This window comes from Calothrix sp. PCC 7507 (assembly GCF_000316575.1).
In the GTDB taxonomy this organism is placed as follows: Bacteria; Cyanobacteriota; Cyanobacteriia; order Cyanobacteriales; family Nostocaceae; genus Fortiea.
The window spans coordinates 1,569,515-1,587,359 of the sequence record NC_019682.1 but is presented as its reverse complement, the minus strand read 5'-3'; the positions used below and the strand labels follow the sequence as shown (position 1 = coordinate 1,587,359).

The following is a 17,845-nucleotide window of genomic DNA, read 5'->3' as shown; positions in this document are numbered from 1 at the left end:
AATACCTAATTTTGTTCAAAAATCAAACCCGATTCCCGTACATCTGATAACTGTTCACTGATACTTCGACTCCGCTCAGTACAAGTAACTGATAACTGAACAAAGTGACTTCTAAACAGATACTTTTTAATAGTTTCTTACAAGAAAACTTTTCTCCCCAAGAACGATCAGCACAGGCTTGGAGTGTCATTATAGGCTTCATCTTGCTGACCGTAGGGTGCTATTTTGCTGGCGCTGCTGCTATGTTGCGCTCAGTTTTTCCGGTGACAGCACTGTTGGTAGGCTTATTTCTCTACTTGCGTCATCCCATTCTCTACATCGGCTTTACTTGGTGGATCTGGTTTCTCACCCCTTTACTTGGTCGTTTGATTGACTATCAGGTAGGCTGGGATGCTACCCGTCAAATACTTATAGCGCCTTATTTAGTAGTTTTTGTCACCATAGGGACTTTTTGGCGACACTTTCCTAATGCCTTGCGCCAAGGGGGATTGCCGTTTGTTTTAGCTTTTTTTGGCGTATTCTACGGCTTTTTAATTGGTTTAGTTTACAACGCACCTATCCCCGTAGCACGGGGCTTTTTGGATTGGCTCAGTCCGATTATTTTTGCTTTTCACTTATATACAAATTGGCGAGATTATCCCAGCTATCGTCAGAATATTCAGCAGACATTCCTTTGGTGTGTGTTAATTACAGGAGCTTATGGCATATTTCAATTTGTAGTAGCTCCTGAGTGGGATAGATATTGGCTTCTAGAATCAAAAATGTTTACTAGTTCTGGAACTCCGGAACCTTTTGGAATGCGCGTGTGGAGTACAATGCATTCTGTCGGACCGTTTGGGGCAGTTATGCAGACTGGTCTACTTTTATTATTCACTAGTTCTGGCCCTTTAATTTTTCCGGCATCGGTTGTCGGTTATTTATCGTTTTTGCTAGCGCAAGTACGTACTAACTGGGGCGGCTGGTTATTTGGGATAGTGATGATTATGGGTTCAGTTAAGCCCAAAATTCAAATGCGCTTAATTACCATAATTTTAGTGATGGCGACGTGTATTGTGCCATTGGCGACTATCGAGCCAGTTTCTAAAATTGTGAGCGATCGCTTTGAATCTTTTGCCAATCTCGAAGATGATACCAGTTTCAAAGATAGGTCGGGAAGCTATGACAGAAACCTCAGTTTAGCCCTGTCTAATGTTATGGGTAACGGGTTAGGAAATATCTGGAAAGTCAATGAAAAAACTGGTCAAATAGAAGTCTTTGTCATTGACAGCGGTATTTTAGATATGTTTTTTACCTTGGGCTGGGTGGGCGCTATCCCTTATGTTGGTGGGTTAATTTTGATATTAGTTAATGTCAGCAAGTATACCGAAGCTCGTTTTGATAGTTTTGTCAGCGCTGCTCGCGCCATTGGGATAACTTCCTGTGCCCAGTTAATTATTAGTAGCGGAATGCTGAGTGTTGCAGGAATGATTCTTTGGGGATTTTTGGCTATGACTATGGCAGCACATAAGTATTATCAACACCAAGGAATTAATACAAAGTAAAATTTGTCAAGAGTCAAGGGTCATTCTCCCTCATCTCCCTGCCCCCTTTTGGCTGTATCCTCAGATAGGCGTATTCTGCGTTTGCATATTGCTTTATGTCTGCTGGAGAAAAACTGCGACAGTTACTAACAAGTCCGGAAATAATTGTGATTCCTGGTGTCTACGACTGTTTGGGCGCTAAGTTGGCGGAACAGTCTGGTTTTGAAGTGGCAGCTACCAGTGGTTTTGGGATTGCGGCTTCGACTTTAGGTGTACCAGATTATGGTTTAGTCACTGCTACAGAAATGCTCTACAGTGCGGGGCGCATTGCTCAGTCAATTAATATTCCCCTGATTGCTGATCTGGATACTGGCTATGGTAACGTTCTCAATGTGATCCGCACTGTCAAAGATGCTGTGCAGTTGGGTTTGGCTGGGGTACTGCTGGAAGATCAGGAATGGCCAAAAAAGTGCGGTCACTTTGAAGGTAAACGAGTTATTCCGTTGGCAGAACATGCTGGGAAAATTCGCGCCGCAGTAGCAGCTCGTGGTGATAGTAATTTGGTAATTATCGCCCGCACTGATGCCCGTGCTTCCTTGGGTTTAGAAGAAGCGATCGCCCGTGGTCGAGCTTACATCGCTGCTGGTGCTGATATACTTTTTGTAGAAGCTCCCCAGTCTGTTGAGGAATTAAAGGCGATCGCAACTGCTTTCCCAGATACACCACTAGTAGCTAACATCGTTGAAGGTGGTAAAACCCCGCAGCTTTCTACTGCTGAGTTACAGCACTTAGGTTTCAAAATAGTCTTTTTCCCTCTGACTTCTCTGCTGGCTGTCACCCAAGTCATGACTGCTTGTTTCCGTCATTTAAAAGCACAGGGAACCACTGCAAATTTCCCAGATTTAGTTAACTTCCAAGATTTTCAAGAACTCATCGGTGTTCCTCAATATCTGCAAATAGAACAGCAGTTTGCTGCAGAAAAAAACACGCCATTCTCTGAGAATAAGTAAAGCGGTATTTAGACGGTGCGTTACGGACTTCATCCTAACGCACCCTACTGGGATAATACGACTAAAATGATGCAATAGATTTTTGATGTAATTGATATAAATCAATATTTTCTGTTTATTTCTAATATCCATTTGCCACAACAATGTGACGGTAGAGGAGGTGTTTCCCCGCCCTTGACGACAATCCATGTGTCGCCAAGAGTTTTTAAATTGGTATAAAATTTCAATATTTCCCAGATTTATAATGCAATATTTTGGCCTTGTCACGCCACTACAAATACTGAGATTTTTTCAAAAATAAAATCCGATTGCTATATGACACCTGCGTATGTTCTAAATCTAAAGAAATATTAATAGCTTGATAGTTATGAAAAGATTAATAGTTAAATGATTTTGGGAGTAAATAGAAATGGCTGGGATCTGCATCGGCAGTGGTATTTGCTGGATCGGATGATGCAAATCCTCTCTAACTCCAGAATAACAATCCTCTAACTCTGACATTGACTCAGAACTGGGAGACATCCTGAGTCGATGACTGGGTGGAACCTTGCGCTTGAACAAGAAGGAAGCAAAAATGAGCAGTAATTTAGCCGTCAAACTCCGCTCTGGAACCCAAAAAGCTCACACATCGGCAGAAAATGTGGGATTCATGAAATGTTTTCTTAAAGGGGTTGTCAATAGAGACTGCTTCGCCAAGTTTTTAAGTAACTTGTATTTTGTTTACAGCGAACTAGAAGCAGCCTTAGCGACTTATGCAAACCATCCTGTGATGAGTCTAGTTTATTTCCCACAACTGAATCGTCACGCTGCTCTAGAGAAAGACTTGGTATTTTATTATGGTGAGGAATGGCGATCGCATCTCATACCCTCAACTGCAGCCTGCACCTACATCGCTCGCATTCGTGAGCTATCTGCTAACAAACCGATTTTTTTGCTAGGTCATGCATATACTCGTTACATGGGTGATCTTTCCGGAGGTCAGATGTTGCAAAAAATTGCCCAGTCGTCCCTGAATTTATCAGGCTATGAAGGCACATCTTTTTATAATTTTGAGCAAATTCCTGACAAAAATGAATTTAAAGATAAGTATCGTCAAGCATTAAATGCACTGCCAATTGATGATATAACGGCAGAAGAGATTGTTGCTGAAGCTAATCATGCTTTCCAGCTGAATATGCATATAGTTCAAGAGTTAGAGGGAAGTTTAATTCAGGCGATCGGTCAAGTTTTGTTTAATAACCTGACCAATTCTCCTAACTCCGGTAGTACTGAAGTCGCTACAGCTAAGTGATTTTATGCAGACTGATGAGAAAGTGGACAATTTAAGGTTCTGATGTCAATGTTTCTAGTGAACTGTCCCAAAAGTTTTGAAAGGTTCGTAGTAAGCACTACCCTGTGGGAAGCCGCTGCGCGTCTACAGTGCTTAAAAAATCAAGGACTAAAGTCCTGACTACAAACAGGTATGACCATCAAAATTAATGGACTCTTTTACTTTCTTGCAGATCTACATCCCTACATCCCCAGATAACTAATCATTAGGTGGCTTAGTCGTAGCACCTCGGAGGTTTTAATGGTTTTTCTTTTACCTAGTGTCAAATTTGATCTGGATATGATCAAAAAATACGATCACCCTGCACCTAGATACACTAGTTACCCGCCTGCTACTGAGTTAAGCGAAGCATTTACCGACACTGATTTCAAAAATGCGATCGCTTCCTCAAATCAAAGAAAAACCCCTCTTTCTTTGTATTTCCACATCCCATTTTGCCAGAGCGCTTGTTATTTCTGTGGCTGTAATACGGTAATTTCCAACAATAAGAATATTGCTAAACCTTACTTGGAGTATTTGGTTCGAGAAATCCAAAAGACTGCAGCCTTAATCGATGCTGATAGACAGGTACTACAAATTCATTGGGGTGGCGGTACTCCTAACTACTTGGAAATTGAGCAAGTAGAATTCTTGTGGCAGAATATCAGACAATACTTCACTATCGATCCACAAGCCGAAATTTCTATTGAGATTAATCCCCGCTATGTTGATAGAGAATACATTTTATTTTTGAGACAGATTGGGTTTAATCGCATTAGTTTTGGCATCCAAGATTTTAATCCAGAAGTGCAAATAGCAGTGAATCGTGTCCAGCCGGAAGAAATGCTATTTGATGTTATGAGTTGGATTAAAGAAGCCCAATTTGAGAGTGTGAATGTAGACCTAATTTATGGTTTACCACATCAAACTAGAGAGACTTTCCGAGAAACAGTAAAAAAGACGATCGCACTAGATCCAGACAGAATTGTGGTCTTTAACTTTGCTTATGTGCCGTGGATGAAACCAGCACAAAAAAATATTCCTGAAGCTGCACTTCCACTTCCACAAGAAAAGTTAGAAATCCTGAAAATGACCATTGAAGAATTAACGAGTAATGAGTATCTTTTCATTGGGATGGATCATTTTGCTAAATCTAATGATGAATTAGCGATCGCCCAACAGAATGGTAGCCTCAAACGCAATTTTCAGGGCTATACTACCCATGCAGAAACGGAACTCTTTGGTTTTGGTGCTACATCCATTAGTATGCTAGAAGATGCTTATGCTCAAAATCATAAGCAATTAAAGGATTATTATCAAGCAATTGATGCAGATGCTTTACCAACTAGTAAAGGTATTAAACTGACTCAGGATGACATGATTAGACGAGATGTGATCATGGGCATCATGTCTCACTTTCATCTGTATAAGCGAGACGTTGAAGATAAATATCACATCAATTTTGATGAATATTTTTCCCAGGAATTAGAGGTGTTGCATCTCTTAGCAGCAGATGGACTGGTCAGTCTATCAACAAGTCACATCCAAATCACAGATATTGGTAGATTACTGGTGAGAAATATTACTGTGATATTTGATACTCACACAAGCACTAGAGAGAAACATTTTTCTCGTGCGATTTGAAAGGAATGGGGAATTTCAACAGTTATCAGTTACTTGTACTGAGCGACGCGCCCTGAGTGGAGCCATCTCGTAGAGAAGGGAGAAGGGAGTCAAATCCAAGGGCTGAAACAGTGTTAACTGTTAACTGATTTAATCCCCAGTCCCTTTTTTGCTTCATAAATAACTATTTTTAGCTTTAATATTCCATGCTTCGCAGAAGATCAGCTATTTAACTATTCTTTAATCTAAATCTTTAGCTCTACCTTTTGACTCTAGAACTTATTTCATTCGGCAGAATGAATTGTGAAGAGGGATTGATAGATTGTATACAAATCGAATTTGAGAGGCAATTATGAACCTGATTGTTTGGGTGGTATTGGGACTTCTAGCTGGTGCGATCGCTAAGGCTATTTATCCAGGTTATCAAGGTGGTGGAATTCTTTCTACCATGATTTTAGGTATTGTCGGTGCTTTTCTCGGCGGAAGTTTATTTACATTACTACGAACGGGAACTCTACAACTTACGGCCGCTGGTGCTGGTTTAAGTATTCCCGGCCTATTTGTTGCCGTAATCGGTGCAATTATCGCTATTTATCTGTGGGGATTGTTGAGCAGAAGAAGTAATGCTTAGTATCCTGCTAGACAAATTTTGTGGGTTTGTAGTTAGCGCTTGAGTGCCTAATCAAGCACTAAAGCGCTGACTGTGTATCCTGCAAAACACCTTAGCACAACACTAGTATTACGAACGGAAAATTAAACAGCAACATACAAGGATTATGTGGCATGAGTCCTATGGGTTAGCAGTTTTAACTACAATTGTAAAAATCATAAGAATTAACCAGTCAATATATCTATTCTGTAAAGGATCAGGGCATGTTTTTTCACAAAAAAGAACCCATTCATTCGGTAAAAATTGGTGAGGCTAATCCTCGTTTTGCTCAATTACTACTAGAGCAATTTGGTGGAGCTACTGGTGAACTTTCAGCTGCGCTACAATACTGGGTGCAATCATTTCATGTCGAAAATCCTGGGATTAAAGACATGCTCCAAGACATTGCAATCGAGGAATTTGGGCATTTAGAAATGGTTGGTAAGCTCATCGAAGCCCATACTAAAAATGTAGATCAAACAGAGGCTTACAAAAGTACTTTGTTCGCAGTCAAAGGGATAGGCCCCCACTTTCTCGATAGTCAGGGTAGCGCTTGGAGTGCAAATTACTTGAATGAGGGTGGAGATGTAGTGCGTGATCTGAGAGCTAATATTGCGGCGGAAGCTGGAGCGCGTCAAACTTACGAAGCTTTAATTAAGCTAGCAACTGACTCAGAAACTAAAGAAACTCTGGTGCATCTTTTAACAAGAGAAATTTCTCATACTCAGATGTTTATGAAGGCTCTAGATTCACTGGGTAAGTTAACAGATCCACTATTTGGTAATATTCAGCCTGATGAAACTGTCGCTCTTTATTACAACCTATCTACAAATGGTAATGGTAAAGATGAGCGTGGCCCTTGGAATTCTGAACCAACCTTTCAATACATTGCTAACCCGCTAGAAAGTCATTCCTAATTAACTTTAGCAAGGCCAAATCACAACTGAGAATTGGGAGATTAGACCTCTTGCATAAATATTTTTTAGTCTCACGCAAAGGCGCAAAGACGCAAAGAAAGAGCGCGAAAATAACGACTTTTGCAAGAGGTCTATTGATTAATGATTGTCTGATGAAAGGTTTTTAGAAATTAGCAAAGGTCTTGATGATTGGCGCTATAATTTAGCTTCAATCAAGATTTGATTTGCCACAAAACTAAAAATGGGAGAGTGCGATCGCATTCTCCCATTTTCTTGATCAATGGCTTTTTTTAGCCCTTTTTCACGTCACGCGCCATGTTCAGGTAGTAATTTTCAACTTTTTTGGCATTAGGACGACGGCTGGTGAAGGTTATGGGAGTTTCAGGAATTTTCTCCTTTTGAATTGGATCTTTAGCTGCACTTTGCTGGATACCTTCTGCCTTACCATCAGATTCTACAAAATAATTAGGACTGGCAAGTCCAAATACTTTAGCAAACAAGCCAAAAAAGCTTTTTACAACATTAGCTAAACTTGCGAAAATAACACCAAACAAGGCTTCAATCCGAATGAAAGTGTTTTGAATAATTTGAGTTATCCGAGACATAACACCCCCTATGATTGCTTATTATGATTATTATTTAATTTTATACGTTTATCTATAGTATTTCTCATGTAAATGGAGTTCGGTGGTAGGGGTGTACAGCTAATAGCGGGAAAGCTTGGTTAAATATGAGAATCCCTATCTGAAGCCAGATATGCGCGTTAGCAACTTAGTTTTCATCTAATACACTACTTTAGGCTTGAGACGCTACTAGTAGTCTGTCAGGGTTGAAATGAGGGACTGTAGTGTGAGCGTCTCGCTCACGCGGGCTTTTCGTCCCGCACTACCAAAAACCCCTCAAAACAAAATTGACAAACCACTAGTTTTGAAAAATTTGAGGTGATTAAATTATTTATGTGTGTAGGGTAGTGAGTAATATCTAATTTCTTCATTCCAATTAAAAAGCGCCTGGGAGTGTTGCCGTGTTTCCACCCCAGGCGCTTTTTATTTTCAACTTGCTCCTCACACCCCTAAAACATATCACTTGTTTTAACAATTGGCAAGTGTTTTGAGTGAGAGTTTTTCAAATGCCCAAAATATGTAATTTCTGCTATAAACATAAAAAACGCCTGGGAGTGTTGCCGTGTTTCCACCCCAGGCGTTTTTTATTTTCAACTTGCTCCTCACACCCCTAAAATATATCACTTGTTTTTGCAACTAGCAAGAGTATTGGGTGACACTTTGCCAACTGCACTATTTGTGCGCTAATAACTTAATGCAAAAAGTGACGCACGCCTGTTAATACCATCACTAAACCCAGTTCATTAGCAGCTGTGATGGAATCTTGATCGCGCAAACTTCCTCCTGGTTGAACAATGGCGGTAATTCCAGCGGCGGCGGCGGTTCTGACTGAGTCATCGAAGGGGAAGAATCCATCGCTGGCGAGGATTGCACCTCTGGCTCTTTCTCCAGCTTGTTCTAGGGCAATTTTAACTGAGCCGACGCGGTTCATTTGCCCAGCACCAACACCTAAGGTGGTGCGATCGCTTGTCACAACAATGGCATTAGATTTAACATGTTTGCAAACCTTCCAAGCAAACAGCAATTCTGCTAACTCATCGTCGCTGGGTTGACGTTCTGTGGCTATTTGCCATTTGCTAGCGTCAGCGATAATATCATCGGCAGCTTGGACAAGGAAACCACCAGCGATCGCTTTCACGGTATCCTTATTTCCACTGCTCAAATCGGCTAGAGTCAAAACCCGCACGTTAGATTTCTTAGCCAGGATTTTTTGGGCTTCTGGATCACAATCAGGTGCAATCACACATTCTAAAAATGTTTTAGTTAACTCTTGTGCTGTAGCCGCATCAATTGGGCGGTTGAGGGCGACAATACCACCAAAGGCAGAAGTTGCATCAGCATTGAAAGCCTTTTGGTAAGCTTCTACCAGGGTAGCGCCTAATGCAGTACCGCAAGGATTGGTGTGTTTGATAATTGTGGCTGCGGGTGTATCGGTGAATTCTGTAATAATTCGGCGTGCGGCTTCTAAATCAACTAAGTTGTTATAGCTGAGTTCTTTACCTTGTAATTTAGTTGCAGCCGCCCATCCTGTTGGAGTAGTACCAGTTTGATACCAGGTGGCGGGTTGGTGGGGATTCTCACCGTAACGCAGAGATTGCAATTGTGTACCGCTGAGGGTGTATTGCTGTGCTTCTGAGAGGTAAGATGCGATCGCTTGGTCATAGCTTGCAGTGTGCGAAAATCCTTTCAATGCAGCCCTTTGGCGAAACTCTAGGGATGCTACGCCGTTATTTTGGCGTAATTCCTGCAAATACTCTTCATACTGCGCTGGATCGCATAATACAGCGAGATGGGCGAAGTTTTTTGATGATGCCCTTAGCATCGCTGGGCCACCGATATCAATCTGTTCAACGGCTTCTAATAATGTTACTCCTGGTTTAGCGATCGTTTCCTCAAAAGGATATAAATTCACCACCACTAAATCAATCGGACGAATTTGGTTATTTTCTAAATCTGTAATATCTTCGGGAACATCTCGCCGCGCCAAAATCCCGCCATGAATTCGGGGATGTAGGGTTTTGACTCGGCCACCTAAAATTTCTGGTGAACCTGTGTAATCCGCAACCTTGGTGACAGGGAGTCCCGCATCTTTGAGTGCTTGGGCTGTTCCCCCACTGCTGATTAAATCAAAGTCGAATTCTTCAACCAAGCTACGGGCTAGGTCAATTATACCAGTTTTGTTAGATACACTCAGCAGGGCTAGACGCGCCATTGATCAATTCCTTAAAAGTAGGCTAGAAGCGAAGGATCTCAAGTTTTGCATAAGCCTTGGTTTACTTCAAGACCATGAGGAATAATATTGACTACTGTAATTTATATGGTTACATCTCTCAGAATCAGCACTGTCAGAAATGCTGGAAATCAGGATTAAGTAGGCTTAGTCTCTAATATTGGCGATCGCCTAAACTAAAAGCAAGCATCTTTTACCCACATAACATCTATGGTTCAGTCTTCTAATCAACGCCTAACACTAGAAGAATTTCTCGCACTTCCCCAAGGAGATATTACATACGAGTTTGTTAACGGTGAAGCTGTACCCAAGTATAAAGATAATGAAATGTCACCAAAATTTTTTCATGGCTCGACTACTGGTGCTTTATTTATACTATTGTCTACATGGGCACAAACAAAAGGTCGGGTTGTGATTGAATGGGCAATTAAACTAACACGAAATCAACAAGATTGGATGCCTGTAGCAGATCTAACTTATATTTCTCATAACCGTCTTCCTGCTGATTGGCTATTAGATGAAGCTTGCCCTGTCGCACCTGAATTAATCATCGAAATCATTTCACCCGGTCAGAGTTTTGGTGAAATTGCAGAAAAAGCAACTGATTATCTGAAAGCTGGCGTTTCTCTTGTTTGGGTAGTTGATACAAAAGCTAGAACTGTAACTGTGTTTGCGCCATCTTCCTTACCGATTACTTATCGTTCTCATCAAATAATTACTGATGATTTACTACCAGAATTGGAAATTACCCCTCACGCAATATTCCAACAAGCTGGATTAAATCCCTAAAATTTTATTAGGAATCAGAACAAGCTAAAGTATAGCAGTCCTAAATCATTCGTGAACAATAAGATCCCCGACTTCTTTGAGAAGTCGGGGATCTGAGTCTCTCGATTTTCACATATTTAATGCCGATTAAATTAGTTAGTTATTCAAATTTTTCTTACTTAATTTTATTTTAATTTACAGAGAAATGAGAAATTCAATTAACTGTATAAATTGAGTCTTTTAGGATAATGAATATGGTCAGCATTTAGCCGTCAAGATAAACCATTGAAGACCACAAGGCATTACATCAGTAAACAGTTTTTAGCGATCGCTATTTTATGGCATCCAGTGAACTGAATCTTCTCAATACCATTCTATTGGAAGATGAAATATAAATTTTGACATGTATTTGAAATCAATTTTAAGCGATAGCATAGCTTTGACTAGAAGACATTAGCACACCTCCCAATTTTTCCACCTCAACTGATTTTCGATTATTTCCAGGCAACTTAATTTCTTTGGTAATAGAGAACTGATTTTTGGTTACATCTAGAACATAAGTAGTAACTTGCGGTGCAGCGATCGGGATTCTGATCAAGAATGGAGGGGAATTAGTAGTAATTTTTTCGCGCCTTGTTAAACTCGCACGAAATACATTACCGCTAGTATCGACTTGTATAGCAGGCAAGGTCAATTTTTCACCAGTTTTTTGGTTCACTAATAACATTTGAATAGTTTTATCTGTTTTCTGACAAATATTGATGCTATATGAGTTAGTGGTTGTGGTTACAGTCATGATGCAATCATTCATAGCAACTTGCACGGGTTGGCTAGTCGGAAGAGCTTGAACAGGCAATGATTGTACAAACAAAGGTGTTAAGAATAAAAAGGCGGTTGCACCAATTAAAGCTTGCTGGAATTGTTTTTGATGATTATAGTTAGTGATATATTTCATGTGTTTAGTTCCTGAATATCTAAAAAAATGATTGGAAGAAATAGGGGTTAGAATTAGAGAATTAGTAGAAAAATTCATAACCCCCGCTGGTTTAGTATTATTGGAGATTTAAAGAGAAGTCGTCGCTTTTGCATTTCTTTAAGAAGCAGGCTTCTACTTTACCTTCCATCCGCACTGGATTAATTTTCAAACAACCTTTAGCTTGGGCACGAGTTCCAGCAACATCTACTGTCCCGAAGGTAGCGCAACCTCCATCTTTGCCGACATATTGCTTCTGGCTGGTAATTGGCCCCAACTTGGAATAAATCTCATAACCTTGTCCTTTAGATTCTGCACAGACAGACACGCCTTTAATGGTTTTCACACATTTTACTGATGCCGCGTTAGTAACATTATTCATAGAAGTTATCCCTAGAAAAGGAACGCTAGCAACGATAATTGCAGTCACTATTTGTAACGGTCTACGAACTCGCAATTGCTTGGTTTGAGTAGCTGGGTGAGACTGACGAGTGGTTGCGGAAATTTGAGTAACAGACATGATTGAATCTCCTTGATTAATGAATTAGTTGAGGATTTTAGTGATGTTTGATTGATCAGCAGGACAAGTTGACGACGCTGGAAATACCTTGCTTTTGCAAGTTAGCGATCGCATATATCATGCTTGGGTGTGACTCTAAGCCTTGTTAAATGGTTTGTCCTGTCTGGTTTGAGTCCGTCCGTTTTTCAGGACTCCTATACTTTATGGGTTAATTTCAGTAGGGTCGATGGGGATAAGTTGAGGAAAGTTAAGGATCTAGTTAAGTAGCCATCATGAACTGGGGATTGGGGATAAGTATTTTTCGGTTCAGCACTCAGCAATTTTCCAAGTCACTTTTAACAGGGGTAGAATTATTAGTTACTTTCCCTTTGTCTCATCTCTCTATTGCCAGCCCTGGAACAGATTCCGTAAATGCTTCCGTCCCTACTGTATCAACTTATAAAAACCCCAATTTATCCCTCAGTGCCATGCAGGTCTATTGCAGTCAACAACATTTAAATAATGGTAGTAACCGTTTTTGTACTCACTGTGGTGAACCATTACCGCTGCCTGTGGGGCAAATTGTGCATAACCGCTACCGAGTTATTCGACAATTAGGACAGGGTGGCTTTGGTCGTACTTACCTGGCGGAAGATAAAAATCAATCCCAGCAACAGTGCGTACTGAAGGAATTTGCGCCCCAAGTACAAGAAAAGCAAGATTTACAAAAAGCTAAGGAGTTGTTTGAGCGAGAAGCGAGTGTGCTAAAAAAACTCCAGCATCCGCAAATTCCCCGGTTTCATTCCTCGCTACAAGAAAAGTTAGGCGGCAAAGATTTTTTCTTTTTGGTACAAGACTATATAGATGGCGATAATTATTACCAATTATTAGAACAGCGTCAAAGTCAGGGAAAAGCTTTTAGTGAAGAGGAAGTACTAACTCTACTGCAAAATATTTTACCGGTTTTATCCTACTTGCATTCGCGAGATGTGGTTCACAGGGACATTTCTCCCGATAATTTGATTTGGCGGCGTGCTGATAATTTACCAGTGTTGATTGATTTTGGTGGGGTGAAGCAGTTACCGGCTTCTCAGGGTTTGTGGATGACTAGATTGGGTGTAAATCACACTTTGTTGGGGAAAAAGGGCTATGCGCCTGAAGAACAGTTACGACAAGGAAAGGCTTTTTTTAGTAGTGATTTATACTCGTTGGCGGTAACGTCTTTGGTATTACTCACGGGTAAAGAACCACAACACCTTTACGATAGCTATCAGGGGCTTTGGCTCTGGGGTAAAGAAATTAAAGTCAGTCCGAAGTTGGAAACTGTGTTGAAAAAGATGTTGGCTTATAAACCGAGCGATCGCTATCAAAATGCTGCTCAAGTTCTCAAAGATTTGCCATCGTCAGCTACAGTCAAATCTGCGAATCCCTATGTCACCAAAATCAAAACTATGATAGCTGCTCCTGGAGTGAGACGTACACAGGCGATCGCTAGTAAATTCCATAGCAAAACCCAATTAGCGGTACAAAAAATCCCTATGCCAGTTTGGCTGCGTCCATTTGCAGTTAGTTTTGTGGGGACAAGTGTCGTTGTTGTAACTGTAGCGGGTACTTGGACGTTGGTAAATGCCGCATTGCAGGGTATTTCTTCAATCTCTTTACCAGAAATTTCTCTACCAAAGTTCCCGGAAAGTGGCAAGCCTGCAGCTAAACCCGTGAGTGACAAAGGCACAAGTCGGATTGCTCAAATTTTAAATCGCCGCCAACAGCTAGAAATTCCCGAAGGATTTTTTATTCAGATGGCAGATAAGATATTTTATACAAAAAAACCAGAATTACAGAGGCGTAGCCTCACTTCTGAACCAGAAGATGCGGCTTTGCGGGATGAATGGTACGGTATAGCTGAAGACTTGTTGCAAAAACTAGAACAGGCTAACCTCAGTAGTGCATCTCGTCGTCAATTAGGAGGCTATAGTCAAAGAGATTATGACATCTGGAGACAACAAGCACAAGCTGGACAGTTCGGTAAATATACAATTAGTCAATTGAACAAAGACACCTACGCAAAATTTGATCAGTTGTTTCCTGGTCAAGAGCGTGGGAAACTGAACCAGCAAACTTACGGTCAAATTTGGTATGCGATCGCCGCCGATCAGGTCAGTAAAGTACAATCTAGCAATCAGTGAACAGTGAACAGTGAACAGTGAACAGTGAACAAACTGACCAATGACAAATGACCAATTATTGTTCTCAAGGACACGAAAATCCTACAGGTAGTCGCTTTTGTCTCAGTTGTGGTGAGAAGTTATTGGATATGCCCATAAATCATACTATCCAACCAGGACAAACTTTAGGCGATCGCTATGTGATTGTGCGTCAACTCGGTCAAGGGGGTTTTGGACGCACCTATTTAGCTGAAGACTTGAACCGCTTCCGCGAACTTTGTGTTTTAAAAGAATTCTCTCCCCAAGTTCAAACTGCTTACGTTTTACAAAAAGCCGAAGAACTCTTTCAGCGAGAAGCAAGTGTCCTCTACAAGCTGCAACATCCCCAAATTCCCCGCTTTCGGGAAATTTTCCGCATCAATTTAGGGGGTAAGGAATACTTGTTTTTGGTGCAAGATTATGTAGAAGGACAAACATATAGTTCCTTATTTAATACTCGTAAACAGCAGGGTTGGCGGTTTACAGAGGCGGAAGTCCGTCAGCTGATGCAGCAAATTTTGCCCGTGTTGGATTATGTCCACTCGATGGGGGTAATTCATCGGGATATTTCTCCAGATAACTTGATGCTGCGGACTGTAGACCAATTGCCTGTATTAATCGATTTTGGCGGTGTGAAACAGGTAGTAGCGGCTGTTGCTTCCCAATATTATGAATCTGGTGCAGTCACTGCGCCCCCTGTCCCTACTCTCCTTGGTAAGGTGGGATTTGCGCCCCCGGAACAGATGCAAACTGGTTTGGTGTCTCCCCATAGTGACTTATATGCTTTGGCGGTGACAGTGTTAGTTTTACTGACAGGTAAACAACCGCAAGAATTAATTGATACTCATACCCTAACTTGGCAATGGCCACAAGAAGTTAGCATAAGTCCAACTTTGGGGCAAATATTGAATAAAATGTTATCCCCTAGACCGAGCGATCGCTATCAATCAGCGCGTCAAGTTCTAGTAGCACTCGCCCCATCACCGTTTACCAACACCCCCACACAGCCCCCCGCCCCGGCTCCTGATACCACAGGGACGATCGCCGTCTCTCCCCCGCCTCCACCGCCCATCCCTCTCTCTCCCTCCCAAACCAGCACCTGGACGCCAACAAAAACCATCTTCACGGTGTTTGTAGCAGCTGGTGTTGCTGGCTTAGGTTGGTGGGGAACGAATAGCTGGATACAATCACGCACTGGTGGAGATGACACCGACATAATTAAACCTACACCAACAGCCAGTCCTACTAATTCCTCAGCCCAATATTCGCCAGCAGAACAACAACGCAAACAAAGATTAAGCGATCGCCGTCAACAATTGGGGATTGACTCGAACTTTTTCACTAGCTTAGTCAATCAACTCTTTTGGGAAAAAAATCCTAGGTTGCAAGGACGTACTCTCAGCGATCGACCCGAAGATGAGAAATTGCGAGAAGAATGGGATCAGCTGGCAGGACAATTATTAGACAAGCTGTCAACAATGACGACAAAAGCCCGTCAGCAATTGGGTACTTACACAACAGCCGAACGCGATCGTTGGAAGGTGGAAGTTAACCAAATCAACGTTGGTAGCCGTTCTTTATACGATATAGGGGATGCCGCTTTTTACAGTACTTTCCCTGAACAGCGCGGTAAAGATTTTATCAACCAGCCCATAGGACAGGTTTGGTATGGACTTGTCAGCGATAAACTGAGTGCAATCCTCGCAGGTAGCGCTTTTCAAAAAATTGTTTTTGAACAAGGTACCACCAGCAAAACAGTCAGCGGCTCTCTGCAACGAGGAGGTGGTAAAGTCTTCATTGCCGAATTGAGTAAAGAGCAATCTTTGACAGTAAACCTAAAAGCGGACTCCAAAGTTTTGCTATCAATTTATTCCCCCTCTGGTAAAGTCCAATTTTTGGCAGATTCCACACAGCGGACTCTATCAGCAAAACTACCAGAAAATGGTTTTTATGAGTTTGTTGTCGTCTCTACAGCATCACAACCAGTAGATTATCAACTTAGCATCTCAGCAGAAAATCCTACCCCTCCCCCAACACCCACACCCACAGATACACCAACACCCACAACAACACCAACACCTACCGAAACCCCGACACCCACACCCACAGATACACCAACACCGACAGACCGTCAGTGAGAGGTTAATGCCTCTGGATATCGCACTGGGGATATGATCGATTAAAATATCTAATTAGAACTTAATTTCATACTGAATTCAATACGCTCACTATATGATTAACCTCGAAAATATCCACCCGCTGACAGACTTCAAACGCAACGTCAAACAGTTTATCGAGCAAATCAAAGCGACAAAATCCCCACTTGTACTTACTGTTAACGGGAAAGCAGAAATTGTCATTCAAGATGCCAGCAGCTTTCAGGAGATGATGCGACGCTTAGAAAGTTCGGAAGCACAAGTACAAAAACTCAAGTTAGAAGCACTACAGCGCGATATCGCTCTGGGTGTAGAACAGTTACAGAATGGAAAATTTAAAGAATATGATGATGAGTCTTTACCAAGTTTGCTGCAAACCATTAAAGAACGAGGACGACGCAAACTCGACCAAAAACAAGTTCCATGAATCTTTACAAAATCTCTCAACTCGCAGAGCAAGATTTGGAAGATATTTGGGTTTATATCGCTCAAAATAATCAAATAGCGGCGGATAAGCAGATTGGTGACATTTTAAATCGTTTGGTGAAACTGTAAGTTTAAGATAGTTGTGTAGCGATCGCACTCCTGATCAACCAGATAATATTCTCATAAATCATCTATTTAGTTTTCAGTGGCTTCGGCTTCAAACTTTTCTATAGGAATCCTATTTGATTTTTCAAACGCCGACTCCCAAGATTTGTTAGGTTGCGTCGTCAGGTTCCTCCATTTCCTCCCCAAGCGTGTGCTGCGATGCGTGCCGGATATGGAGAATGCGAACTATCGATATCTCTTGACCCTCCAAAATAGTGAAAAGGACTCGATATGAATTACGCCCCCGACCATACAATAATTGTCGAATTTCTTGACTGAAGTACTCATTCTCTCTTGCCAGGGGGCAACGTTTTGGCATTTGCACCAAAGATTCTATTGCTTGTAACAGTCCTGCGTACCATTGAGTTGCCTGGGTGGGAGACGTGACTTGAGATAAACACAGAAATGCATTGTCTGCTTCAGCCTCCGCGACACTGGAAACTTCGATGCGATATTTCATGAATCGGCTGGTAGGCTATATTTGTGACGCTGTTCTTCTGCAAACTCATCGAAAGACCGAAACCGTCCTACTTCAAAATCGTCTAGTCCTTGTTGAATCCCTTTTATCGTATCCTCTGAGTCTTTGACTTCCCACTCTAAGACACCAGTCAACAATTCAGAAGCAACCAAGCTAACATCTTGACCTAGTTGAGCAGCTTTGTTACGCAATAATGCTTCTAATTCAGGGCTAAGGGTAACAACAATTGTCATCGAGCAACATCCTCTGGCACAAAGCCTCCACACAATATTATAGCGGTTCTCGGTCGGATGGA

Annotated in this window: 17 protein-coding genes; 11 read left to right on the top strand and 6 right to left on the bottom strand. The window is 41.6% G+C overall.

The features are described 5' to 3' along the window. Positions 1-104 precede the first annotated feature (104 nt). From CAL7507_RS07045 to CAL7507_RS07020, 6 genes are all read left to right on the top strand, one after another. A complete protein-coding gene (locus CAL7507_RS07045) occupies positions 105-1,541 on the top strand; it encodes a hypothetical protein (RefSeq protein WP_015127756.1) in 1,437 nt (478 codons plus the stop codon). A gap of 95 nt (positions 1,542-1,636) precedes the next feature. Beyond that, positions 1,637-2,530, top strand: coding sequence for an oxaloacetate decarboxylase (locus CAL7507_RS07040; RefSeq protein WP_015127755.1), 894 nt, complete (start codon positions 1,637-1,639; stop codon positions 2,528-2,530). A 574-nt stretch (positions 2,531-3,104) separates the two neighbouring features. Beyond that, positions 3,105-3,821, top strand: coding sequence for a heme oxygenase (biliverdin-producing) (locus CAL7507_RS07035; RefSeq protein WP_015127754.1), 717 nt, complete (start codon positions 3,105-3,107; stop codon positions 3,819-3,821). A 279-nt stretch (positions 3,822-4,100) separates the two neighbouring features. Further along, positions 4,101-5,483, top strand: a complete 1,383-nt coding sequence (gene hemN / locus CAL7507_RS07030) for an oxygen-independent coproporphyrinogen III oxidase (protein ID WP_015127753.1) — start codon at positions 4,101-4,103, stop codon at positions 5,481-5,483. Positions 5,484-5,814: 331 nt separating this feature from the next. Beyond that, complete coding sequence (locus CAL7507_RS07025) at positions 5,815-6,093, top strand: GlsB/YeaQ/YmgE family stress response membrane protein (RefSeq protein ID WP_015127752.1); 279 nt, start codon at positions 5,815-5,817, stop codon at positions 6,091-6,093. Between the two features lie 242 nt (positions 6,094-6,335). Continuing rightward, positions 6,336-7,028, top strand: a complete 693-nt coding sequence (locus CAL7507_RS07020; protein ID WP_015127751.1) for a manganese catalase family protein — start codon at positions 6,336-6,338, stop codon at positions 7,026-7,028. A 290-nt stretch (positions 7,029-7,318) separates the two neighbouring features. Here CAL7507_RS07020 and CAL7507_RS07015 read toward each other — a convergent pair whose 3' ends face one another. Together CAL7507_RS07015 and purH are read right to left on the bottom strand one after the other, a co-directional pair. Then, positions 7,319-7,633, bottom strand: coding sequence for a hypothetical protein (locus CAL7507_RS07015; RefSeq protein ID WP_015127750.1), 315 nt, complete (start codon positions 7,631-7,633; stop codon positions 7,319-7,321). A gap of 709 nt (positions 7,634-8,342) precedes the next feature. Then, positions 8,343-9,863 (bottom strand): bifunctional phosphoribosylaminoimidazolecarboxamide formyltransferase/IMP cyclohydrolase, encoded by a 1,521-nt coding sequence (gene purH / locus CAL7507_RS07010; protein ID WP_015127749.1) that lies wholly within the window; start codon positions 9,861-9,863, stop codon positions 8,343-8,345. A gap of 228 nt (positions 9,864-10,091) precedes the next feature. On the opposite strand from purH, the gene CAL7507_RS07005 reads away from it, so the two are divergent. After that, entirely contained in the window at positions 10,092-10,670 is a 579-nt protein-coding gene (locus CAL7507_RS07005; RefSeq protein WP_015127748.1) for a Uma2 family endonuclease, read from the top strand. Between the two features lie 400 nt (positions 10,671-11,070). Here the strand turns inward: CAL7507_RS07005 and CAL7507_RS07000 are convergent, their stop codons facing one another. Together CAL7507_RS07000 and CAL7507_RS06995 are read right to left on the bottom strand one after the other, a co-directional pair. Beyond that, the gene (locus CAL7507_RS07000; protein ID WP_160166319.1) at positions 11,071-11,682 is read right to left on the bottom strand and encodes a hypothetical protein; all 612 of its coding nucleotides are present in this window, start codon (positions 11,680-11,682) and stop codon (positions 11,071-11,073) included. A gap of 19 nt (positions 11,683-11,701) precedes the next feature. Then, complete coding sequence (locus tag CAL7507_RS06995; RefSeq protein WP_015127746.1) at positions 11,702-12,142, bottom strand: hypothetical protein; 441 nt, start codon at positions 12,140-12,142, stop codon at positions 11,702-11,704. Between the two features lie 467 nt (positions 12,143-12,609). Here CAL7507_RS06995 and CAL7507_RS06990 point away from each other — a divergent pair, with 467 nt between their 5' ends. The 4 genes from CAL7507_RS06990 to CAL7507_RS06975 all read left to right on the top strand — a co-directional run bounded on the left by CAL7507_RS06990 (position 12,610) and on the right by CAL7507_RS06975 (position 17,036). Continuing rightward, on the top strand, positions 12,610-14,307 hold the full coding sequence (locus CAL7507_RS06990; RefSeq protein ID WP_042341941.1) for a serine/threonine-protein kinase: 1,698 nt from the start codon (positions 12,610-12,612) through the stop codon (positions 14,305-14,307). A gap of 47 nt (positions 14,308-14,354) precedes the next feature. Continuing rightward, on the top strand, positions 14,355-16,463 hold the full coding sequence (locus CAL7507_RS06985) for a serine/threonine-protein kinase (protein ID WP_015127744.1): 2,109 nt from the start codon (positions 14,355-14,357) through the stop codon (positions 16,461-16,463). A gap of 94 nt (positions 16,464-16,557) precedes the next feature. Beyond that, on the top strand, positions 16,558-16,908 hold the full coding sequence (locus tag CAL7507_RS06980) for a type II toxin-antitoxin system Phd/YefM family antitoxin (protein WP_015127743.1): 351 nt from the start codon (positions 16,558-16,560) through the stop codon (positions 16,906-16,908). Continuing rightward, positions 16,905-17,036 carry a type II toxin-antitoxin system RelE/ParE family toxin gene (locus CAL7507_RS06975; RefSeq protein ID WP_015127742.1) on the top strand — a complete coding sequence of 44 codons (132 nt, stop codon included), beginning with the start codon at positions 16,905-16,907 and terminating at the stop codon, positions 17,034-17,036. Before CAL7507_RS06980 ends, CAL7507_RS06975 begins: the two co-directional genes overlap by 4 nt. A 145-nt stretch (positions 17,037-17,181) precedes the next feature. On the opposite strand, the gene CAL7507_RS06970 is transcribed toward CAL7507_RS06975, so the two are convergent. Together CAL7507_RS06970 and CAL7507_RS06965 are read right to left on the bottom strand one after the other, a co-directional pair. Then, the gene (locus CAL7507_RS06970) at positions 17,182-17,532 is read right to left on the bottom strand and encodes a type II toxin-antitoxin system RelE/ParE family toxin (RefSeq protein WP_015127741.1); all 351 of its coding nucleotides are present in this window, start codon (positions 17,530-17,532) and stop codon (positions 17,182-17,184) included. After that, positions 17,529-17,783, bottom strand: a complete 255-nt coding sequence (locus CAL7507_RS06965; RefSeq protein ID WP_015127740.1) for a hypothetical protein — start codon at positions 17,781-17,783, stop codon at positions 17,529-17,531. The genes CAL7507_RS06970 and CAL7507_RS06965 overlap by 4 nt, the downstream gene beginning before the upstream one ends. Positions 17,784-17,845: the final 62 nt, after the last annotated feature.